The organism is Clostridium sp. LIBA-8841, assembly GCF_034439435.1.
Classification (GTDB): domain Bacteria; phylum Bacillota; class Clostridia; order Clostridiales; family Clostridiaceae; genus Sarcina.
On sequence record NZ_JAPCKJ010000003.1, the window covers coordinates 1 to 25,735 of the forward strand.

A 25,735-nucleotide genomic window follows, 5' to 3' on the forward strand; every position below is an offset into this window, starting at 1 on the left:
TTCCTTTACTAAAGTATGCATCACTTATATAATTATAAATTTCAGCTCTCTTTTCCTCTTTATCTTCTAACTTTAATGCCTCTTTATATTCTGCTACTGCTTCCTCATATTCTCCTTTATAATAATATGAGTTACCTTTATTATTATAAACAATTGCTTTTAACTCATCTGTACATTTTAGCTTTAATGCTTCTTCATATTCTCTTATTGCTTCTTCATATTTTCCTTTATAATAATATGAGTTACCTTTATTATTATAAATTTCTGCTTTCTTTTCCTCATTATCTTCCAACCTTAACGCTTCTTCATATTCTTTTGTTGCTTCTTCATATTTTCCTTTATAATAATATGAGTTACCTTTATTATTATAAATAATTGCTCTTAACTCACCTGTACATTTTAGCTTTAATGCTTCTTCATACTTTTTTATTGCTTCTTCATATTCTTTTTTATAATAATATGAGTTACCTATTTTATTATAAATTTCTGATTTTTTTTCTTCTTTACCTTCTAGATTTAATACTTTTTCATACTTTTTTATTGCCTCATCATATTCTCCTTTATTATAATACAAGTTACCTAAATTTTCATAAATTTTCACTTTTAACTCATCTTCACATTTTAGTTTTAATACTTCCTCATACTTCTTTATTGCATCATCATATTCTTCTTTATCATAATATTCATTTCCTTTTTTAAAAATATCTTCAACTAAACAAAATCCACTTTTATTGTTAGGTAAATTTTTTTCTATATCAACATTATTTTCTTTATTTCTATTCACATCACAATTTTTCATATGTTCCTCCATTTTCTAACCTTAAATAAGTTGAATAACCTATTTTTAATTAAGAAATACTTCCATTATATCAAATTAATCACATTTTAATTATACATAAATTACCTAATAAATCAAATTATACATAATAAAAAAGCTAAGAATAACCATAAGTTTACTCTTAGCTTTTAATGTTTATCATTTAATTGTTAAAAATCACTATACTCAATATATTCTCTTAACAATATATCTTTTTTATATTCTTCTTTTTCATCAATTAATTTCTTTAAATAATGTTTATGCTTAATAACGCCGACTTTTAAAGAACCTTTTAATTCTTTTAAAAAGTCAATTTTCTTCTCTATTAAAGGAACTTCACTTCCAGACCATGAATACGAACTAGAAAATAGTTCTATATTTTTAAAATCTTCTATATCTTTATTTCTTTCAAGGAAATATAATATAAATTCTATACAATTATTACTAAATATTTCTACAATAATCTTAAAAATTAATCTTATTTTTTCTTTATCTTCATAAAAATTATTAATATAATTTTTAATCCAATCTATTTTTCTTTCCTCATTATCATCATCTATAAAAAGATTTCCTAACCAGGTATGTTCAACACCACAATAATAATGTTCCTTTTCAGATTCTACTATTATTTTAAATGCTATAGTTACTAACTCGTTATAACTCTTTTCGCTCCATAACCTTTTAAATATTTCCCCATAATAATTAACACAATCAGATTCTAATATATTAATTATTAACTCCTCTAAAAAGTTCTTACTACCATTATTTATTAAGAAAATAAATAAATTCCCTTCATAATCAAATTCATTTCCAAATCCATAAATATATAATTTTTCTAACAAATCAAGATTACCATTGAACATTTCTACAATTTCTTCTTGATCATTAAGATCAAAATAACTTTTTAAGAAATAAGCTACATCAATTCTATTTACCTTATTATCAAGTAGTATTCTTGAAATATCTGTAATCAAGTTAGAATCAATTTTTAAAAATACTTTTAACTCTCTTATATTAGGCATAAAAAAATTTTCTTTTCTTATAAACTCTAAACATACACTTTTTATAGAATTACAATGTCTTTCTTCTATTAATCTCTCTGGAATATTAATAAGATACTTGTAAAATAAAGATCCTTTATTTTCATAATTATAACTATTTATCAATGCTTCTATTTCTTCTAACTTCATATATTTAAATGCTATAGCTATTATGTTATCTATACAATATAAATTTTTTACTTTAAATTTAAAATAGGCCTTTATAGCAAATATACTTAATTCTTTTTTATCTTCAATTTTTTGAAATAATATTTTAATTCCTTCACCTAGCTTGAAACTTTCATGACTATTTTTAATTGAAAGATTACTTAAATTTCTAAAAAACTCTATAAAACCATCTTCATTATAATTTTTAACTAAATTATAAATTTCATTACTTCTATTTTTTATCATAGTTTCATAATCTTCATAATTATTTCCTGTTAATGTATTATATATAACAAACTCTCTACATTCATTGTAATTAAATAAATCCTTGTTTTCTTTAAGATTAAATCTAATTATTTGCTTTTCAAAACACTTTAATATTTTAGCTTGTTTAAAAGTTAAATTAATAAACTTACTAAATATAAAATCTTTTATATATTTAAAATCTAATTTAAATATATTTTCAATCTCATCTTCAAAATTAGAATAAGGTTTATATTTTAATAAAATTTCATTTATATTTTTTTGATAATCTTGATTTAAATATAAAGTTCCTAGTATGATCCATATTTCTCCTCTTAATTTTTCTAACCCATCACAAGCAATTAAATTCATGCTTATTTGATTAAATGTTCTTTGGTTAACTCCTTCAAGTCTAGTAAAATCAAATTTTAAATATGTAGGAATTATATTTAAAAGTAATAAAGTTAAATTGATATTTTCACCTTCTCCTGATGCTTCCCATAAACATTTAATAATCTCTAATTCTTTCTCATAATTTAAGCTAAAAGATTGTTTATCATAACATAACCTATCTGAAAATAAGAAATAAAAATCCATTACATTTTTAGGCTTTTTATTGAATAACTCTAAACTTAAATATAGTGCATCCTCAAAGTTCTCACAATGCTTAAAAGCACCTAAAAGCTCTATTATTTCTGAGTCTATTTTATTATTATTTTTATCTTCAAAATTAAAATCTTTTAATGAAAAATCTTCATTTTCCATATTATCAATTTTCTCTTGAATATACATTAATGTTTTTTCTTCATTAAACCAATAAAATGTTTTAGCATATTCTAAATTTTCTCTATCATCATTAACTCTGTTCCATGCTTTCGTCACTTCATCTTTAAAATATTCTAAAACACCATCTCCATTAAAAAGTTGAAGAATCGTATTAATCATATAAACAATCTTTCTTTTATATCTAAAGAAAGCATATTCTATAATTTTCTCTAGAGTAATATATTTCTTTTCTATTAGAACATAATAAAATAAATAGTCCCTTATATTTTGGTCATTTATTTTCGTTGCTTTATCCATATATATATCAATAAGTTCTTTATCATGTAATTCTTCGCATATTAAATTGAATTCACTTTCTGATATATCACATTCTTCCAATAGTTTTGTTGCAACAGTATTTTCTTTATATTTAATTGGTCCAAATGATGCAATAATAAAAGCTGAAATTATCTTATTTTTTTCACCAAACTCTTTTTTTATTATGTCTCCATAATAATTTTCAAATATATCAACAGAATCATATATTGAATATATATCTTTTTCTTTAGCTATTTTTCCAGATAATATAGCTAATCTAGCATTTCCTTTTGCTATCTTTATAATTTGTTCAAGATATTTTTCATTTTTAATTCCAAGATTTTTTTTAAGTATTTCTTTTATAACTTCATCACTTAAAATATCTATTTTAAACTCTTCTAACCTTGCCTTTTTTGAAGTAATTTCTCTTACTCTATCTATAGCATACTCCCTAACGGTCATTATAACTTTAACTTTACAATTTACTGGAGGATCTATGACTTTATCTATTATATGTTGTAATTCTGTAGTTTGATTAGCATCATCTACAAATATTAAATATTCACCAGAACCTGAAATATAGTACTTTAAGTCTTCATAAAGCATATTACTATTATTTTTAATACAATATACCTTTGTATTAGTAATTTCACTATATTTCCTACAAGCCTCTATAACTAATCTTGTTTTTCCTATACCAGATTTTCCAATAACAAGCATAATATTATTATTTTGAATTTTACTAACTAAATCATTTAACTCTTCAACTCTTCCTATTAAGTCCATTCCTATAGACGCATTTATGTCACTTTTATCATATTTTTCTATAAAATCATCTATCTCAAAAAATTGTCCTGAATCAATTTCTATAGATAAATGATCCTTTGCTATTATAGGAAATCTTTCTAATAAATCATGTGAAACCGTACTAATATCAATTAAAGTTATTTTTACTTCTGGTATTAAATTTTCTAATGTTTCTTTTTGTTCAACATGTATATTAGTTGATGTATGGCAACATATAATTTCTTCTATTTTATCTATTTCAATATTTACTTTATTTTTATCAACACATGACAGTATATCCTTTTTAAGCTTTTCATATGAAGTACTTTCAACTGTTCCATACATTATAAAAATATACTTACCATTCTCAAGCTTAACATAGGAATCTGGAATACCTTTTGTAGGCTTATTGGTTCCCGTCTGAGATCCTAATGTTGTTATATTTTCATATTTATATTTCTTATATAGATAACTATCCATAAGTTTTTGATAGTCTCCACCACCTAAACCCATAATAGCTTGTTCAATTGCATTTATCTTACTCATAACCTCTCCTAAATTTTATTAATAAGTTTTAATTGATAAATAAAAATCTCTCTACCTATAATTTTATAAGCAAAGAGATTATATTAAAAGAAAATTTACACAAACATCTGTTGTAATAATCCTTTTTTCCATTTTCTTAATTCTTCTAATTTTTGATTTTCTTTTTCTATTATATTATCTATATTAGATAAAAACTTAGCAATTCTATTTTGTTCAACCAAACAAGGAAAATTAAAACTTAGCTCTTTAATAATAGCTGCTGATAAATTTCCCTGCCCTCCTTGAATATATGTTTCTATTATTTTTTCTTTATTATATCGTAATAAATTTAATAAATAGCAATTTATTATTTCTTTGCTTTTAATACATAAAATAGCCTGATTTATTGCTCCTTTCATTCTAGCTATACCAACCTCACCACTAGTAGCACCATATAAAGCATATAATAAGTCTCCCTTATCCACCATTTTAGCAGATGAATTTTTCAAACCAAGCTCTGATAGTTTTAATTCAGTTGTACATAAATTTATCTCAGCCGATCTTATAAAAGGAATATCTCCATCATAGTACATTTTATTTTTAGATGCAGGAGTACCACCTGAAAACATTGAACATACACTTCCGAGTTTTTTCTCTTCCCACTCAGGATAATCTCTCCCGTTCTCATCTTTAAATCTTATCTTTTGTGAGAATATTTTCTGCATCATTCCTTTTTTATAAGAGTTCCAATATTCTACTTTCTTTTCTTGTTTTTCTATTATACTATCTACTTTACTTAAGAAATTTGCTATTTTTTCTTGTTCTTCTAATGATGGGCAAAAAAATGTCATTGTTTTAAAATCTGTAAAACTAATAGCTTTTCCATCTCTTACCCCATATATTAACCCAGCTAATTTTTTTATAAAACGGCTACTCTTAAAAATATATGAAAAATATTTAGAATTAAATTTTTCTGAGTCTTTAAAGTTAAAAACTGTATATGCTGGACTTATTAAGCCTTCTTGATTTGATATTTCAAATCCCCCTTGAAAAGATCTCAAGCTAATTATAAAATCTCCTGCTTTAACTCTCTTATAATTTTTTACACTTTCAACATCAAACTTAATGTCTATTTCCAACTCTTCTCTTAATAATACACCTTTATCTTGCGTTACAGATAATACATTTAATTCTCCATTATGTTTTTTATCTGATATATTTATAAATAAATCATCAGCTTTATATTTTTTCCATTCATCTTCAAACCCTTTAAATCTTAACTTTGGTACATTCTTACTCATCCCTGTACCCCCTAAAGACCTAATTCTTTTAAGTCTGCTTCTAGACTTTTCTTTAGTTCTTCTATTTCTTTATCAAGTTCTTTTATATTATTTTGAACTTCTATTATATCTATTTCTTCTTCTTCCTCAAAGGTATCTACATATCTTGGAATGTTTAAGTTATAGTCATTTTCTTTTATTTCTTCCATAGTAGCTACATACGCATATTTATCTACATTTTCTCTATTTTTGTATGTTTCTACTATCTTTTCTACATCACTATCTCTTAATACATTTTGGTTTTTACCTTTTTCAAATTCATTTGATGCATCTATGAACATTATATCTTCAGTATTTTTTCTATTCTTTTTGAATACAAGTATTACTGTTGGGATTGATGTTCCAAAGAATATGTTTGCTGGTAATCCAATTACTGCATCTAAAACATTTCTTTGTTCTATAAGATATTTTCTTATAACTCCCTCTGCTGCTCCTCTGAATAATACTCCATGAGGAAGTACAACTGCCATTGTTCCATTATCATCTAAATGATGTATCATATGTTGTATGAATGCAAAGTCAGCCTTAGATTTTGGAGCTAGTTTTCCATAAGCTGAAAATCTTTCATCATCTAAAAACTTAGCATCTGCACTCCAGTTTGCTGAGTATGGAGGGTTAGCAACTATTGCTTCAAATTTTAAATCTTCATGTTGTGGATTTTCTAGGGTATCATCATTCTTAATATTGAAATCACTATATTTAACTCCATGAAGAAGCATGTTCATTCTTGCTAGGTTGTATGTTGTTGAAGTTTTCTCTTGTCCATAGAACATTCTAACCTTTGCTTCTCTTGCAACACGAAGTAGTAGTGAACCTGATCCACATGTTGGGTCATATACATTTTTAAGGTCAGTTTTTCCCATTGTAACTATCTTAGCTAATATCTTAGAAACCTGCTGAGGTGTATAGAACTCTCCTGCTTTCTTACCTGCATTAGCTGCAAACTGTCCTATAAGATACTCATAAGCATCTCCAAGTATATCTATTTCACTATTATCAAATTTAAAATCTATTTGAGCTATTTTTCCCATAACCTTAGCTATTAGCTCACTCCTACTCTTAACATCTTTACCAAGCTTAGTTGATTTTAAATCCATATCATCAAAAAGATGGTCAAAGTCCTCTTCACTTTCTTGTCCTAATGTAGATTCAGTTATGTTATTTATAGCTTCCTCTAGCATTTCTATATCAAAATCACCAGTTTCTATCTTTGCTAAAAGTTTACCAAATAAGAACTTAGGCTCAATGAAGTATCCTACATCATTTATTAACTCTTCTTGAAGTGCTTCTCTGTATTCTTCATCTTCCCAAGCTTCTTCATATTTCATGCCATCTTCTTCTAAAAGCTTGTTGGCTCTACTTTCTGCATTCTCTGAAAGATATCTATAGAATATAAGACCTAGTATGTAGTTTTTAAACTCACTAGCATCCATGTTTCCTCTTAAATCATTTGCTATATTCAATAAATTACTTTGCAAATTACTTTGCTGTTCCTTTTGTATTTCTGATGTACTCATTCTGTCTTCCCTGCTTTCCATATAACTTTTTCTTATACTATTATACTTAATAAATACTATATTTTAAATTAGTTTTTGTTTCATATAAAAGGATAATTCAATCTTAGTTAACACCTATATCTTCATTATTTACAATAGCTAATATAAACTACTCTTTGAAAAATTAATTAGGTATGACTCTCTCTAAAATCATACCTAATTAAAACATATCTATATTAAAAATTAAATTTCTTTACATGATTAACTATAAACATTTTTATCTTTTCTGCAAGTTTCTTCTTCTTTAAAAGACCTCCACTTAAGTTATCCTTTATTTCAGAACTATCAATTCTTCCTGAATATTCATATTCTGAAACATATTCTTTAACTTTAAGCTTATCTAACTCAACTTCATTTGAGAAATATTCTATTTCATCTACTCTTTTTGACTCTACAAAATCATTAAACATTTCATCTATAGAATCATCCTTTGTTGCACTTGGTACGACTTTATCTAAGAATTCTCTAATTAATTCTGATTTAAGTCTTAGGTTCTCATTATCAGCATTATCTAATAATCTCTTGATTTTTTCTATATCCTTCTTAGTTTTCTCTTTTGTATCAAAATCTATAGTTCTTATTAAGTTTAGTATATAGTTAACATTTATCTTATCTGTTTGCATAAGCTCTATGCCAAAGTCTATATCTACTAATATAGAAGTTTTAGGTTTACCTTTGACTCCTTCATATATAGTAAAGTATTTACTCTTATAGTCTTCATATTTTTGAGATGATATTCCTAATTTTCCTTCATCAAACTCAAATTCAACGAAGGTCTTAAGCTTAGTTAATTGTTTAGTTAGTTCTCTAAAAGCTTCTACAAACTCTTTCTTTTCAACTTCATCTTGCATGTAATCAATAGAATCTATTGTTGGTGCCACCTCATATAATCTATTAAGCTTTTCTTGGAACAGATTTAAATAATGGTCAAAGCTTTCCATTAATACTACATCTGTACTATCAGTTTGTGAGAATAAGCATATAGCATCATCTGTTTCCTTTTTTAAATTTCTATAACAAACTACATTACCATAAGGTTTTGTAGCATCTAATATTCTGTTAGTTCTTGAATATGCTTGTACAAGTCCATGATAGTTTAAGTTTCTATCTACATAAAGAGTGTTAAGTGGTTTACTATCAAATCCTGTTAAAAACATATTTACGACTATAACTATATCTAACTCTGAATTTTTAAGCTTTGTTGATAGGTTCTTAAAATATTCTTGGAAAGTATCAGTTGAGAAGTTTGATCCTTCCGCTTTAAACATATTGTTATAATCACTTATGATTCTCTCAAGGCTATCCCTTGAATGTTCATCTTTTCCACTTAAATCCTCATTATCTTGGAATGTATAAACTGCTGCTATTTTTAAATCATGGTCTAAAGCTTTAAAAGCATCATAATATTTTATAAGCATTGGAATGCTCTGAACTGTTAAAAGTGAACAGAACTTTCTTCCTGCTGTCTTTTTATCATGATTCTCTATTATGTGTGCAGTAATTTTCTCTATACGCTCATCATTCATAAAGACTTCTTCTTTATCTATAGCCTTTATAAATTCATCATCATACTCATTAACCTGTCCATCAAATGTTTTTATATATTCAACAGAAAATCCAAGCACGTTACCATCATTAATGGCATCTTTAATTAAATAATGATGTAAGCATTTATCAAAAATATCTGCTGTAGTTCTTCCATCTTGGCTCTTATTTTCTGGAAGTCTTGGTGTTCCTGTGAATCCAAAGTATTGAGCTTTAGTAAAATGCTTGTTTATAGCTGTATGCATCTCTCCAAATTGAGATCTATGGCACTCATCTATTATGAATACAACTTTCTCATCTCTATACTTATCCATTCTATGTGCATATTTTTCTGATTTTAAAAGTCTAGCTAACTTTTGTATTGTCGTTACAATAAGTCTTGTGTTTATATCCTCTATCTGTTTTATTAAAGTTCCAACATTGTCAGTTGTATCAACACAATCCTTTTCAAACTTGTTAAATTCCTCAACAGTTTGGCTATCTAAGTCTTTTCTATCTATTAGGAAAAATACCTTTTTAACATTCTTTTCATCTGCTAAAAGCTGACTTGCCTTAAAAGAAGTTAAAGTCTTTCCTGATCCTGTAGTATGCCAAATATATCCGTTGTTATTAGTTTCCTTAGCTCTATTCATTAAAGCTTCAACAGCATATATCTGATAAGGTCTCATAACCATAAGATTTTTTTCGCTCTCATTAATAATCATATACTTAGCTATAACCTTATTTAACATATGTCTATCTAAGAATGATTCAGCAAATTCTCTAAGGTTAGTTATTCTCTTATTCTTTTCATCACTCCAGAAAAAAGTAAAATCAAACTTAATATCCTTATCACTATTAGAATAGTACTTAGTATCAATACCATTACTAATAACGAAACATTGGATATATCTATATAAACCCTTAAAAGAATGTCTTCTATATCTTTCTATTTGATTAAAGGCCTCCTTAAAGTCCTTACCCCTTCTCTTTAACTCAATCTGAACCATAGGTAATCCATTAATAAGTATGGTAACATCATATCTATTAACATACTTACTTTCCATAGTTACCTGATTAGTAACTTGGAATATGTTGTTGTGCCAATTCTTACTATCAAAAAACTCTATGTAAACCTTAGTTCCATCCTCTCTCTCAAGAATGAACTTGTCCCTAAAAAGCTTAGCACTATTAAAAATACTCTTCTTCTTTAAATGAATAAGTATTCTCTCAAATTCTTTATCTGTAAAAGCTACACCTGCTAATTTATCTTTGTTGAACTCATATAAAACATCCCTAAAGTTTGCCTCTAAAGCTGATTCATCAGGTATAGTAACTCTTGTGTAGCCTTGCTCAACTAATTGATTAATTAATAATTCTTCTAATTCATGTTCGCTTTGATAAGTCATTATTAAAAAACTCTCTCCCCTGTAATCTATTTAAACTTACATTTCTTTTTATTTACCATTACTTTAAAATCTAAGCAAACTTTAAAGTATTTAGTATCTATTTGTATAATTATATTATAACAATAATGTTTGTTTATGGAAAATGTATTTTTTTATTTTTCACTGTATTAATCTATCATCATGTAATGCTAAATTATAAGTTAATATATAACTTTCATTTAAATATATTCAAAATCTTTATTATATAATTAATAATGTTTATAATAAAAAAATTACTAAGATATAAAAAACAGAATTATTCTAATCTTATTATCTCTTAGTAATTATATATTAAAAAACAGTTAATATATTTAACAAAGTAACTTTATATACTCATTCCTTAAGTATGTATTAATTATTTAGCAACTGCTACATGTATCTTTTTTTCTAGTTTAATGCAAAGATTCAAATTATATGTTACTTGTTTTTCATAATGTTTAAAGTTATATAATTTAAATATCTCTAAGGCCTCTATATAACATTTTTTTGACTTTTCTATACTCTCACTACTGTTATCAACCTCAGAAAGTGAAAAATATGCAGCACCTAAGTTTAGCTTAGTAATAGCATAATCTATAGGCAAACCTTCTTTAGTACGTATTTTTAATGCATTATTAAATGACTCAATAGCTTTCAAAACATTATTTTTCTTATCCTTACTTTCTGACAACTGAAAATAAGCTGCACCAAGATTAGCTTCAGTTGTTGCATAATCAATAGGTGTTTCATCAATAGTTCTAATTTTTAAAGCTAATTTAAGAGCTTCAATCGCTTTATTAATATTTGTACTTGAATCTTTAATCTTAGATAAATAATTATATGCATTTCCAATACTATTTTGGGTTGAAGCAAAATCTAATGGATATAGTTTAATACTTCTTACTTTTAAAGCTTCATTTAAACATTTAATAGATTCTTCTAAACAAGACTCTTTATCAGCTACATACTTAGATAACTCCATATATGCCACTCCTTGATTGTGTTTAGCTTGTGCATAACTAATAGAATACTTATCTATTGTAAAAACTTTTAATGCTTCCTTGCTAGAATTTATTGATTCTAATAGATATTCATATTTATCATCACCTTCATATAATCTTAGATATAATGTACCTAAGTTTATATTACAAATTGCATAATCTAAAGGATACTTTATAATACTTCTAACTCTTAATGATTCGTTATATGCAACTTTAGCATTATTTAAATTTTTATCTTTATCTATCAACCTAGAAAGTTTTTCATAAGCTATTCCAAGATTATTTTGTATTGAGCCATACTTAACTGGATCATTATCTATAGTTATAATTTTTAATGCTTCTAAATACGAATTTATAGCTATATATATATTAAATTCTTTGCCATCAATATCATAAGCTATTTGATAAGCAATTCCAAGATTATTTTTAGTGGAACAAAATTCAATAGGACATCTTTCAATTGTATAATACTCCAAAGCCTTTTCAAGATATTTTTTAGATTTACTTATATTTATTATAGTATCTTTGACTTCTGACAAACTCAAATATGCTACACCCAAATTATGACATGTTGCTGCATATTCAATTGGATATTTAGTAATAGTATAGTAGTCTAAACTAGTTTTAAAACACTCTATAGCTTTATTTAAATAAACTTCAGTGTTCTCTAGTTTGGAAAGTCCTAAATATACAAGCCCTAATGAGTGACTATTTGCAATATGTTCAGATAAAGTTATATCTGTCATATCTACACTCATTGCATCAGAATACATACTTAATGCTTTTAGTAAATTTTCTTCTTTTTCTCTTATTTCAGATAGCCTAAGATATGTTAATCCAAGATTATTTAAAGCAGAAATAAATTTTTTATTATTTTTATCTGAATATACTGTTATCGCATCGATTAATGCTTGCTCGGCTTTATTAAGATTTTCTTCTTTATCAGTTGCCTCTGATAGTCTGATGTAAGTGCAACCAATACTATTTTTGGTATATGTATAAATATCTGGATCAGATTCACTCGAAATTTTTTTCAAGACATTTTTATATTGATTTAACGCTTCCTTATAATTTTTTTTTTCGTAAAGACCATTTGCCTCTTTTAATATATCAACAGAATTATTAACCTCATTAATTGGAGAAGTAAAATTTATAGTATTATTTATAGTATTATTTCTTCCACTTATCTTACCATTATAAATCCCCTCATTGTTCTGTAAATTATCTATATTTTTTTCTTTCTTATGTATAAATAGATACTTTATTATCTTATAAGTAACGCCTATAACTGTAAGTCCTATTCCAGAAAATATCCACTCCTTTTGCTCTATTATATAATTTATAACATTGTCCATATTTCCATTCCTTTCAAACTAAAATCTACATTTATATAATATTTATTAAAAATAAACTTTTTATAGTATATTTATATGTTTATTAATAAGCTTGTTCTAATCTCATTAAATAAAGGTTAATATCAACTTAACTTTTATTTAATTAAATCTTCTTAGTAAATTCCACATATAAATTCTCTGGAACCTTATTATGAAGTTCTATCTCAACTGTTATTGGTTTCTCCCCTTCATACTTAACTACATCACCTTTTCCTATATAGATATAAGGCTGTACCTTTCTATCTATCTCCTTATACTTTCTAACGAAAAGATGTAGGTTAATTCCTCTTTCCTTATTGAATATTATGTTTTTTCCTCTTTCAGATGTTTGTGCTGTACTATTTGGTGTTTCCCATTGGAACAAGGTTCTACTTAGGAATTCATCCTTATAGTTAATGCTATCCTTTATATCTTCATCCTTATGCAAGTCTACAAAAAGGAAGTACTCTTTTCCATTTGCCATTAATCCACTTCCTCTAAAGGAACTATGTTTTTTCTCATAATTAGATAGAATTGCAGCATCTACCATTTGATATTGCTCATATAGTTTAAAGAATGGTACTCCAAAGTTTTCACTACCAAATCTCTTCTCATAAGTTATAAGTCCATAATTTAATAAATCCACTATTATTTCCTTATACTTTTTATCTGCCAATATCTTTTCAAAACTTAATAGTTTTATTAATTTCTCTCCAATTAGATCAAATAACTTAATATAATTGTTCTTTTCTCTTGAATCATAATAATCTTGGTTTAATGTTCTAAAAGCATGTTTAACTGTCTCTTCATCTACATATTGAATATACTTTCTTATTCCCTTTGAAGCCTCATCCACACTTAACTCACTTTTATTTATTAATTCCTTTATTATTGCAAATTCATGAGGTCTTTTTAAAGGTAATTTATCTGATAATTCCTTTAACACTTTAGCAAAATTTTCATCTAAAAGCTCTGGAGTTTCATAAGCTTTTTCTACCTTCTTAAGAAATCCTTGATAAGTCTTTCCATAGTTAATAAACTTAAGTGGATCTGGAGCTCCATCAAACTTAACATAATCCATTAACTGATATGGAATTTTTCCACCTAGTAAAGATTTAAACTCATTATATTCTTCATTTAAATACTTTAAGCTATTGAAATTCTCTGTATTAAGCTGCTGTAATATTCTCTCCTGTGCAATTCTATCCATCTGAATATTTGAACATCCTGGAATATCAGAAAAGTCTGTAGCAACTGAAACCTTTAAACTATCCTTATCATAATATCTACCACCCTTTAAGGCTAAGGCTATTAAAAAGGCCTTGTTATGATTTCCTATAAAATCTAAAACAGTTAAAAATTCTTTGCTTTTATGCTTTCTTAATCCTCTTCCAAGCTGTTGTATAAATATGATTGGTGAATTAGTAGGTCTAAGCATTAGCACCTGATTAATTGAAGGAATATCAACACCTTCATTAAATATATCAACTGTAAATATAACCTTTAATTCATGTTCCTCATTTTCAAGATTTTTTATCTCTTCTGTTCTCTTATCTATGGAATGATCTCCAGTTAAAGCTATACTAGGAATTCCAGCTTCATTAAACTTCTCTGCCATGTAGTAAGCATGTTCCTTAGTTATACAAAATCCCACTGTTTTTTGCTTGCTTCCATCAAAGCCATAGAAATTCATCTTGTCTATAATAAAATCAACTCTTGAGTTAATCATTAACCTCTTAGAAATCTCTGAAATATTGTCTAAATCAACATTGCTATAGTCAACTGAATCTATATCAGTTATTCCAAAGTAATGAAATGGAACAATAAGTTCATGCTCCAAAGCCTCATTTAATCTAATCTCTAAAGCTACATTGTTATCAAAGACCTGAAAAATATCTCCAGTATCACATCTCTCAGGAGTTGCAGTTATACCAAGTAAAAACTTAGTAGTAAAATGATTTAATATTCTCTCATATGTAGGGCTTGTACTATGATGCGCCTCATCTATAACTATGTAGTCAAAATCATCCCTCTTAAACTCTTCTAAATTTCTAGACATAGTTTGAATAGTAGAAAATAAATAATCAGCTTCCTGTTCCTTTGCATTCCCTGTGTAAAATCCCATGGTTATATTTTTGTTCTTACATAAACTTTTATAAGTTCTCTCAGCACTTCTTAAAATATCTTCCCTATGAACTAAGAATAATAACCTTTTAGGATTAAATGCCATAACATCAAAGGCTGACATATAAGTCTTTCCTGTTCCAGTTGCTGCAATGACTAAAGCCTTATCCTCTCCAGTATTTCTTAATCTTTCAAGGTTTTCCATAGCTTCTTTTTGCATGAAATTAGGCTTTATAACTTGATACTCACTAAAATCAACAGCTATTTCTCTCTGTTTCACTTTAAGGCTTTTAATAAACTCATTGTATTTCTCTAAAAACTCATCATCAACATATCCAGTTGAATTCCATATGCCATCATATTCTTCTAGTACTTCCTTAACAAAATCAGTATCCTTCTTAGAAATAATCATAACATTCCACTCAACATTGCTCTTTAAAGCCCTTTGAGTTATGTTAGATGAACCAATTATAATCTTAAAATTATCCTCATTTTCAAATATGTACGCCTTAGTGTGAAACCCCTTCTCACTATCAGCAATAAAAATCTTTAAATCTATATTCTCAAAACTTCTTACCTTATCTAAAGCCTTTGGCTCAGTAAAGTTTAAATATGTAGAAGTTATTATCTTTCCTTTAACTCCTCTTTCCTCTAAATCCTTAAAAGAATCTAAAAGAAGTTGAAGCCCACTAAAATTAATAAAGGCAACACTAAAATAAAAACTCTTACACTCACTTAGACTTTGCTTAAGTTCCGCTAAAAGATTTCCTCTTTGTGAATTAACAATAAGTCTGTTCTTAATAAGATATTTATCTTCATTGATGCCTTTATAATTTATTTCATCTGCTTCTATTTCATTATGTATAACTTTTTCCTTTATATCCTGTAATACGCTCATTCTAATGCTCCTAATTTAATAATATATAAATATATTTAACCTAGTAAATATCAATTATTCTAATAAAAACTTACCTCAATAAACACTTTCTATATTTGTATTTACTGTTTTATTTTAGCATTAAAACAATTTTATTTCCATTTAATAGTTAGTAATTATTAAACTATTTTATAACTAATAAATTCTCTAATTTTATCTCTTTTTAATTTAATCTCTAAGATTTTTATAACTATCCAAATAATACTTTTTGTAATGTTCCCATTTTCTTCTTTATTTATATAGGATAAAATTATATATAGACAATATATAGGTGAGGTTTTGACTATGGATTTTAAAAATATATGTTTAAAGAATTTAAATGAAAGAGATATACATCCTTTTCTTGTAAGGTACTTAGCAAAAAAATTAAATGTATACTCCAAAACAATATATCATGAATCATCGACTAAAGGTAATAAAGGTAAAAATGAATGGTTGCATCCAGATGTAGTTGGATTTAATCTTCCTGTTGAAAATTTGAGTGAGAAAGTTTTAGAGTTATGTGGCAATTTTTCAATAAATAGAGCAACAGTGTATTCTTTTGAACTAAAAAAGACTATTACTTTAGAATCATTAAGAGAACAGTTCTTCCAAGCAGTATCAAATTCAAGTTGGGCTAATGAAGGATACTTGGTAGGTGTAGATATTGATGTTAAAAATTTAGAACTAATACAAGAAATAAACCGATTATCAAGTGCCTTTGGCATAGGTGTTATAAAGCTAAACTTAAATAACTGTGAAGAAAGTGAAATATTATTTCCCGCTAAAAGAAAATCTGAACTAGAAGGCGAAACAATGAATAGACTTTTCACTATTAATAATGACTTTAGAGATTTTGTACAAGCTGTACTAGATAGCATAAAGATTAATCATCCTGTCGCTGATAAGTTCGATACTGTTTTACCTAAATCTGGTTTAAAAGAAATAATTGAAACTGCCATATCACCAATTAATAATAATAGTTATGCTGATATTGATAACTCTAATAACACAACCATAAAAAATACCTATTTAGGTTTAGATAACATCTTTACTGGCCAATCTCCAATTGAACTATGTATAGGAGATACTAAATTTCAAGTAAACAATTGGAAGGATTTATATATACAGACTTGTAACTACTTAATCGACTTAGATCCAAACCTTTTTATTTCCGCCGCTGAAAAAGTAAGAGGCAAAAAAAGAATGTACTTTAGCAAAAATAAAAGTGATGTATTTAAAGCACATTTATTAGAAAAAGTAGGTCTATATGCTGAAGTTAATTTTAGTGCAAATGCTATAATAAGAACTATTAGACATTTATTAAAAGATTTTAAAACTGATGAGAGCTCCGTGTTAATTCTTGTTGAAAATAATTAATACAAACTAATAAAAAAGATAGAAAGTCTATACCTTCTATCTTTTTTATTATTGTCTTTTAAAACTATTTTTTCTTTCTATAAACTCTTATTTTCTCATTAACTTCTTTATGAGATGACACTACCCCCTTAGATTCCAAATCATCTAAAAATTCAATAATAACATCATCTAATTCCAATTCAAAATAACCATTAAAGCCTAAAAACTCTTTATATTTATCATCTATATCTTTTAGTTTATTTTTTATTTCACTTACTTCTAAGTTGTCCATATCCTTAATAAGTTTCTTTATCTTTTCTAATTTTATTGATTCTTTTAATCTGAAAAATTCATCATCATCTACATCAGAAATTAATTCTTCTATTATATTATAATTTTTATTAAGTTCTAAATTTTCAAAGCCCAATTCTTTTATTATAGATACTTTATTATCTGTAGTTATTTTATCTGATGTTAATATTATACCAATTTCTCCTTCTTCTAACTCATAAAGATTTACATCTTTTATATAATCATCTATACAATTAAGTATTAATTTAATTGCATTTTTTCTATTAATTTGATTATATATAGATTCTGATAGACCAATCATTTTTTTATCTATTAAAAATGATATTCTATTTTCCGGTATGCTTTCTAAATCTAAATCAATAAAAGGCCTTTCAAATGATTTAACTAAAGATGATAAACTATTTTCAGATAACTTCATATTTAAAATTATAGCAGTCACTAACTCTTCGCCCTTTGTTTCATCTTCTTCGTAACCTAGTTTTTCTTCAGATAATTTTTTAACAACTTTTTTATTATCAAGAAAACCTATTAAAATATCATCTAAATTTTTATCATCTAATTTTCCATAATAACTAACTATATTTCTCCAATTAAATTCAACAACTCTGTTTTCCATCAAATATTTCCAATATATAGTATTATTCACATTATCTATATACTGTATTTTAAAATTCCTTTTTTTTATTAATTTTATTATATTTTCCTCTTTTGCACTCGAAGCATTTATTAAACTAATTATCTTATCGCCTTCTTCAGAAACATTATTTTCACTCAAAAGAACATTTTCTAAATATATATTAATATTTTTATTAATATATTCAATTATATTTTTCATCCCTGAATTCATTATATTTGAATAGCTAATTAAATTATTTTCGTTGTTACTCCCTCTATAAATTTCTTCATTAAAATCATTATAAAATTTTTCATTGAATAAAAATCTTAACATATTTTTATTTATACAATATAAATTCTTAGTATAGATATGCTCAACGACTTTACTACTTCTATCATTTTCACTTTTAGAATTTTCTAACCTTTCAAATTTTATATTTAAAGCATTAATTATATTAATTATTTTCTCAGGTATTTCATTAACTATATCCATATTTATAAAGTCTACTCTTCTAAGTAAATATTTTTTTATATCTGAAGCAATATTTTCTAAAAGAGTTTCTTCACATACGCCTTTTAATATACTATTAAAATTTCTTTCTCTGCTTATTTCATCAATTTTTTCATTAAAACATAACTCATAAAATATTTTTGGATTTAACTCAATACATCTTAAAATAAATATATTAAAACTTTTTAAATCACGATCCCTTAAAGCGTACAGGACCTTTAACTTAAAATCATCTAACTCTTTAAACTGTTCTAATATATTTCTAGCATTTATCTTATAGTCTTCAAAATTTTCAAAAATGAACTTTAATATATCCAAATTTAAAACACATTCATTTCTAAAATCATCTAAACTTATTTCATCAATAACTTCTTTTATATTCTTTAAAGAATAATCTAAATCTAATTTTTTATCACATGTAACTTCTTTTAAAAAATATTTTTCTTCTTTTGTTATTTTACCTTCTATAAAAATAGATATTAAATCATTATATTTTTCATCTATATAAGCTCTTCTAAAAAATAAAAGTAATATATCATTTCCTTCGAAATTATCTTTATATAATTCAATTTTAAAATTTTCTAAAAATAACTTGTCCTCTAATAAATATTTTAATGGCATTAAATTTAATCTATTTTTTTTATAACTTAATTCTTTAATTTCATTTTCTAAATTTTCAATTCTCTCTTTACAAGATAATCCATTAATATTTTTAATAGTGTTAAATCTTTCAAAAAAATTCCTCTTACTTCCATATACAGTAGCAAAATCCTCATTATTTATTGTCTTCCTAGTATTATATCTATACCCATCTTCAATAATTTCTATTTTTTCAATTTTTTCAATATTTTCTATTTGTTCCATTGTCAAATCTTCCAAATTTATATCACTATTATTATATGCAACACTAATTATTTTTTTATTATTCCAAGCATTAGAATAAACCTCTATTAATTCATCAAAAGAATTTAAACATTCCTTTTCAGTATTTATTTTTTCTTTCTTTTTTCTTTCTATTGATTTATCTATTGAATTCAAGCGTTCTTCTATAATATCCCTTTTCTTATTAATAACATTGTTGATATAACTTTCATTATTTTTAAGTTTAGCAAAATCCGAAGGATATAAGTTTTTATAAAGAATTATTGCAAATAATTTTTGAAACATTTCTTCTGTCTTTGCAATTTTTATTTTTTCATAATAGATTAAAAACTCATTAAAAGTATTGGTTAACAATCTCATATCATCTATAAATATTGATACATCATTTATAAATTGCTTACTTATTTTTATTTTATCTTCATCAATTTTATCCTCATTATATTCATCTATTAACTTCTTTAACTCCCCAAATGAGTTATTAGAATCAATCTTAGGTATTACTGGTATTATGTAATCAAAAAATTTCGTTCTATTTTTACAACAGTTAAAATCCTCATTTTGATTTTTTTTATCTTTTTCATTACAACATGAAAATATATCATCTTTTATAGCATAAACAAATTTAATTTTTCTTTTTATCATTAGCTTATTTGTGTTTATCTCTTCTGATTCATTAATTATATTATTTAGCTCCCTCAACCTAGTGAATATTTCTATATTATTGAATCTATCTAAGTCTTCAAAGAATACTACATTGTATTTATTTTTTTTAAAGAAATACATTATTTCATCTATATATTTATCAAATGACTTTATATCACTTTGAGCTTCTAAATTTAACTCAACACTTTTACTAGCTTTTATACTTTTTATACTAAAACTATTTAAAATAAACTTAATTAAAAAAACTAAGAAAATTAAACTTATTAGACATACTCCACCAATTATAAAAATAAATTGAATCTCAGTAGGATTAATAGAAAATTGATTTTGTAAAAATGTTAAAATTATTTCTTTGCATTCAACATATTTTTCACTTAGCCATTTAACATTAAATAAAATAATTGGAATCATTGCTATTATAGCTATCAATAAAATTTTAGAAACTTTTAATATTGTAAATTCATTGATTCTTTTAAATCTAGAATTAGGTATCTTACTATAATTTACTTTATAAAATAGTTGTTTTAATATACTTCTCTCCAATTGATCTTGTAGACTATCAATTTTATCTTTTTTACTATCCTTTTCAGCTCCTATACTCTCATTATTTTGTTTCTCTAAGAAATTCGCTAAAGATATATTTATACATTTAAATTCTTCGTAGTGTTTCTTAAAGCTTTCAATCACACTACTCTTACCAGCACCATAAGGTCCTGATAATGCTATGTTTAACGCTTTTTTATTTTTTATAGCTTCTAACAAAGTCCTTATATAAATATCATCCTTAGGCAAATCATCATTAGGAGATAATACCTTGATATTGTTCTCCTTTTCTTTTTCTATAAAATTCAATTTTAAACGCTTAAAAAAAACTCTCATTTAATATATGAATCTTCAAATATAAAATTTAAAGACTATTTACCTCCTTAATCTTAAATTACTTACCTTGTTATATTAACATATATTGATTAAAAATGTATTGAATTCCATATATTCTACTAAAGCTATCTAACTAATATTTACAAATTCAAAATTACTATAAAAAAAGAATGAGTTAAGCTCTAATTTAACTTATCAACTCATTCTAAATTTATCTTACCTAAATTTCTCTAACCTCAAATTTCCCTCTTCATCTAATTCACTAATTCCATCCTTATATTCATATCCCATCTTTCTATAGAACTCACATGCTGTAATTGATGCAGGTATCTCAATCCTTCTTGCTCTCAAAAAGTACTCATCATTTTCTAATGTTTCTATTATTTTTCTACCTATACCTTTTCCATGTAATTCTGGTTTAACAAATATAGTTAATAGAATACTCTCATCTTCTTTACCCCAGAAGCTTGATATTGCACCTACTCCAACAACTTCTTCTTCTACACAAACAACATACATATGTGCATATCCACTAACAAACAAAACTTTATCTTCATTATAAGTTTTTGCTAGTTCCTCCATCTCCTCTTTAGAATAGTCTTTATGTTAAATTCTAAAGAGTTTCTTCTTACTAATTCTGATACCTTTGCTGCATCTTCATTTTTAAACCTTCTTATACATAAATTCTCCATTTTACCCTTCCCCTTATATCTATCCTATTTTTCATTAATACCAAAATAGGAAATTAAATTTTGCGCCTTTTTTCTTCTAGCTTCTTTCTGTGTTTTCATAAGCTTTAACACTCTTCTCTTTAACCCTATTATTATCATAATAAGCTTTTACATAGTTCTTTTATTCATTTACTTCTGTCTTCCATTTCTAAAAGTTTAATAATCCTTCTTTAGTCTTTTCATAACTACTCAAATCAACACTTCTCATTAAAATATCTTTATTATCATATCCCTTAATATTCCAAAGAACATCACTATTCTCTTCTTCCCTAGGATAAAGCAACACGCACTTCTCACATTCCTTATAGCTAGTTATGTATGCATACATCTGATACACATCAGCTTGGCTATAATTTTCCTTTCCGTTCCTTGTTCCTCTTTTCCACTTTGTATCTATTATAATCTTAGGAACTCCTTCCTTATATATAACTATATCTGGCTTTAAGGATATTTCTTCTTTATTTCTTTTCTGATTATATAAAAGATGTTTTGATTTTTCTTGAGTACTTACAATTACATCTTTCTCTTCACACATTATCTCTTTTAAAACCACACCTATATATTCTTCATAAAGGTAGTTCATTTCAAATAATAATGTAAATCCAAAGTCTTTTCCTTTTGAGTTGTCTCCAATACTTCCATTTAGTATCATCTTGGCAAGTTCAAAGGAATTTTTAAATCTTTCGTTTCTTCTATTTAATTTATATCTATTAAGATTATGCTTCTCTATAAATTCATCACTTACATCTTCAAAACTTCTCTCTAAAATCCTTAAGTTACTTTTTAATCTTTCATTTTTAATTTCTCTTAAAAGAAAATATAAAGCTCTTTTAAGAATCCTATTAAAGAAATTATCCTCTGTAAATTCATCATAAGCACAATAGGCTTTACTTTTATTAAATCTGTTCACCTTAGAATGTTTAGTTACTAAAAGCTTTCCCTTTATGTTTCCTATGGAATTCTCCACAGAAACATATTCATTATAAGTTCCTTTTTGAAGTTCTTTTGAAAGCTCCCTATAAAATATCTCCCCTATAATATCTATAAGAGTTTTGTTTATACTATTGCTTTCCATAAACTCCTCAGCTCTTATGTTAAGCTTTTTGCATTTACTTAGCATAAATATAAGCATACTTCTATCCTGAGAATAATCTCCTGAAAGAGATATTTTAGGCAATATTTCTATTACTAAGTTATCTAAGGCTATAATCCCTACATAGTTTATAAATTTTAACTTTCTATATCCAAAGACCACTAATTGAGTGCTTAAATTCTCTTCTATATATTTTGATAAACTTTGAAACTCTCTTTCTGTTACATTGTTTTCTTCTTCTCCAATATAAAGGTAATTAAAGCCCTCTCTTAAGGTTATATACTTTTTACTCATAAATATTTTTAATCATATCCTTGGTGATTTCTTTATTAACAACAAAGTTTTCCTTTGTTCCTAAATCAGAGATATTATTAAACCCTTTGAATAAATCATCAGCTTTAATGCTTTCCTTATAAACTATGCATTTATTGTTTTCCTTATCATCAATTCCACCTAGAACCATACCAACTTTTTCATTATCTCCATAGAAATACTCTTGAAGAAGTGGTATTATCTTCTTTGTCATAGTATCAATAAGTTCTTCTAAAGTATTTATTCTAACAAAGTAAGCATGTCCTATTAAATGATCTCTATCAAGTAAAAATTCAACTCTCTTATTTATTTCCTCTAAAAGTTTACTAATGTCTATTTCATCAATCTCTTCTAAATCTTCATAAGAAGGCATCATCTCTTCAAAGCTAAACCTTCTTCTTAATGCAACATCTATTTGAGCAATAGATTTATCTGAAGTATTCATTGTTCCAATTATATAAAGATTACTTGGAAGGGCAAACTGTTCCTTAGTATATGGAAGACTTACAGTTACATGATTTGTTGTTCCAATTCTCTTATCCTCTTCTAAAAGAGTTATAAGTTCTCCAAAGACTTTAGATATGTTTCCTCTATTTATCTCATCTATAATAAGAACATATTTTTTATTATCTCTAAAAGCATCTTCCCTATTTATATTATCTAGAACAACCTTCTTTTTCTCTTCATAGTCTAGCTCTTCTCCACCTTGAGATTCCTTCTTTAAATCTCTCTTTAAAGCATCATAAGAAGCTCTTAAGGCTATTTTTTTCAAAACTCCATCCTCAGTTATAAAGTTTCCATTTCCATCAGACTTAAGACCTTCAACAAATTCCTCATATCCATAGCTTTGGTGAAAAGTACAAAACTCTATTTGTCCACTTTCAACTAACTGCTTATATCTATTTAATATCTTTTCTCTAGAATCACTTATCTCACTATAGAAATCCTTATCTATAATCTCAAGAGCCTTGTTTATAACATTATAAGTTTTTCCTGTTCCTGGAGGCCCATATAGTATGAAGTTCTTAGTTGATTCATCTAAACTTTCATTTTTATCAGAACCTATGTATTCTATTTCTTCTCCTGCATCACCTTCAGTTTTTTCTCCATTTAAAGCTCTATTAATCATTTCTAGAAGTTTCTTGTCGGCTACTTTTTCTATAGGTCTAAGATAGTTTATTCCCTCAATTTCTACAGGTTTATAATCTAAAAACTCAACATTTATACAATGACCAAGTTCTTCATCAAAATCATATCCTTCTCTTACATCTTCTAAAACCTTAGCTACAGCGTCAACTCTGTAAACTGTTGTCTTACCCTTTTCTCCTCTTGTAAATGAAGATTTTAAAAATATAATATCTCCTGTTTTTATATTGCTAAACTTTTTTAAAGACCTTCTTTCATTATCATTAGCCCCTATTGAGGATAAATATTCATCTAAAGCTTTGCTATCACCAATAACATCCTCTAAGTTCTCCTTAATATATCCTATGCAGACTTTTGATTTTTCCTTAAACTTTTCTAAAACATCTTGTCCACTATAACTATGTCCTAAAGACCAATAAGTAGGTTTTTTATTTGGATCTGGAATTTTTGAATATAAATATCCTGTAAGCTCTACATTATCAAAATCCTTAAACTCTGGAATCTTCTTTAAGCTTTTAGTTATAATAGCATTTAACTCAAAAACATTATCTATATTTCCTTTGACTCCAATTATCTTTCCAAGTTCCACAAGTTTATCCTTAGAATATATATCTAAAAATTTATCTGGAATATATATAGCTAGTATTTTTAAAAGCATAGTCTTAAAAATTGGAATATTAAGTTCTTCAATTTCATCAAACTTATCCTCTTTAGCAAGCTCTATTGCCTTCTTAATATTGCTCATCAATTTCTTATATTCATTATCAAGTTCAATACCCTCTACATATCTCTTCTTCTTTCCAGCACCTATACAATATTTCCCTGTACTATCCATATAAATATAAGACTTACTTGCATTTCCTCCGCCTATTCCTCCTCCAACTTTTTTTCCTCTCTCTAATTCATAAACGAAAGCCTTATCATAGGTTTCTGGATAATTATCCTTCTGTACAATATATCTCTTTATATCCATCTTATCCAAATCATCTAACTTAAACTCTTCTTTAAACCATTCTTTCCCCTCTTTTAACTTAGTAAAATAATCTCTCTTCAACTCAAAAGTATCCACATCATTTATAAGCTCTTGTAAATTCATATAACCACTCCTTACCACTTAACTTTACATAATATTTTATTTATTAAATTAACCTATATGTTAAATATACCCCTCTTAAAACACACTTACAATATTTAACTAAATGTTAACCACCAACTATTTTCATATAAAAAACAGTAGGTAGTCTTGTTTTTCCACAAAACTATCTACTGTCCCTTATCTAAAGCTTATAAAATATAGGTTTGTCTAATT

The 25,735-nt window shown here is 25.8% G+C and carries 13 protein-coding genes; 1 reads left to right on the forward strand and 12 read right to left on the reverse strand.

What is annotated here, in order from left to right:
• The 7 genes from OIF33_RS08595 to OIF33_RS08625 all read right to left on the reverse strand — a co-directional run.
• A partial coding sequence (locus OIF33_RS08595; RefSeq protein ID WP_322503834.1) for a tetratricopeptide repeat protein occupies positions 1-799 on the reverse strand: 799 nt, incomplete at its 3' end.
• A gap of 188 nt (positions 800-987) precedes the next feature.
• Complete coding sequence (locus OIF33_RS08600) at positions 988-4,683, reverse strand: hypothetical protein (protein ID WP_322503835.1); 3,696 nt, start codon at positions 4,681-4,683, stop codon at positions 988-990.
• 95 nt (positions 4,684-4,778) lie between these two features.
• Positions 4,779-5,963, reverse strand: coding sequence for a restriction endonuclease subunit S (locus tag OIF33_RS08605; protein ID WP_322503836.1), 1,185 nt, complete (start codon positions 5,961-5,963; stop codon positions 4,779-4,781).
• 11 nt (positions 5,964-5,974) lie between these two features.
• On the reverse strand, positions 5,975-7,519 hold the full coding sequence (locus OIF33_RS08610; RefSeq protein WP_322503837.1) for a type I restriction-modification system subunit M: 1,545 nt from the start codon (positions 7,517-7,519) through the stop codon (positions 5,975-5,977).
• A gap of 215 nt (positions 7,520-7,734) precedes the next feature.
• The gene (locus tag OIF33_RS08615; RefSeq protein ID WP_322503838.1) at positions 7,735-10,491 is read right to left on the reverse strand and encodes a type I restriction endonuclease subunit R; all 2,757 of its coding nucleotides are present in this window, start codon (positions 10,489-10,491) and stop codon (positions 7,735-7,737) included.
• A 394-nt stretch (positions 10,492-10,885) separates the two neighbouring features.
• Positions 10,886-12,865, reverse strand: coding sequence for a tetratricopeptide repeat protein (locus OIF33_RS08620; RefSeq protein WP_322503839.1), 1,980 nt, complete (start codon positions 12,863-12,865; stop codon positions 10,886-10,888).
• A 142-nt stretch (positions 12,866-13,007) separates the two neighbouring features.
• Positions 13,008-15,905: a DEAD/DEAH box helicase gene (locus OIF33_RS08625; RefSeq protein WP_322503840.1), complete on the reverse strand. Its 2,898-nt coding sequence runs from the start codon at positions 15,903-15,905 to the stop codon at positions 13,008-13,010.
• A gap of 324 nt (positions 15,906-16,229) precedes the next feature.
• On the opposite strand from OIF33_RS08625, the gene OIF33_RS08630 reads away from it, so the two are divergent.
• Complete coding sequence (locus tag OIF33_RS08630) at positions 16,230-17,303, forward strand: hypothetical protein (protein ID WP_322503841.1); 1,074 nt, start codon at positions 16,230-16,232, stop codon at positions 17,301-17,303.
• Positions 17,304-17,367: 64 nt separating this feature from the next.
• Here OIF33_RS08630 and OIF33_RS08635 read toward each other — a convergent pair whose 3' ends face one another.
• From OIF33_RS08635 to OIF33_RS08655, 5 genes are all read right to left on the reverse strand, one after another.
• Positions 17,368-21,117, reverse strand: coding sequence for a hypothetical protein (locus OIF33_RS08635; RefSeq protein ID WP_322503842.1), 3,750 nt, complete (start codon positions 21,115-21,117; stop codon positions 17,368-17,370).
• A gap of 243 nt (positions 21,118-21,360) precedes the next feature.
• Complete coding sequence (locus OIF33_RS08640; RefSeq protein ID WP_322503843.1) at positions 21,361-21,726, reverse strand: GNAT family N-acetyltransferase; 366 nt, start codon at positions 21,724-21,726, stop codon at positions 21,361-21,363.
• Positions 21,714-21,836: a hypothetical protein gene (locus OIF33_RS08645; RefSeq protein WP_322503844.1), complete on the reverse strand. Its 123-nt coding sequence runs from the start codon at positions 21,834-21,836 to the stop codon at positions 21,714-21,716. Before OIF33_RS08645 ends, OIF33_RS08640 begins: the two co-directional genes overlap by 13 nt.
• Positions 21,837-22,023: 187 nt before the next feature.
• The gene (locus OIF33_RS08650) at positions 22,024-23,262 is read right to left on the reverse strand and encodes an McrC family protein (protein ID WP_322503845.1); all 1,239 of its coding nucleotides are present in this window, start codon (positions 23,260-23,262) and stop codon (positions 22,024-22,026) included.
• Complete coding sequence (locus tag OIF33_RS08655) at positions 23,255-25,522, reverse strand: McrB family protein (RefSeq protein WP_322503846.1); 2,268 nt, start codon at positions 25,520-25,522, stop codon at positions 23,255-23,257. Before OIF33_RS08655 ends, OIF33_RS08650 begins: the two co-directional genes overlap by 8 nt.
• Between the last annotated feature and the right edge of the window lie 213 nt (positions 25,523-25,735).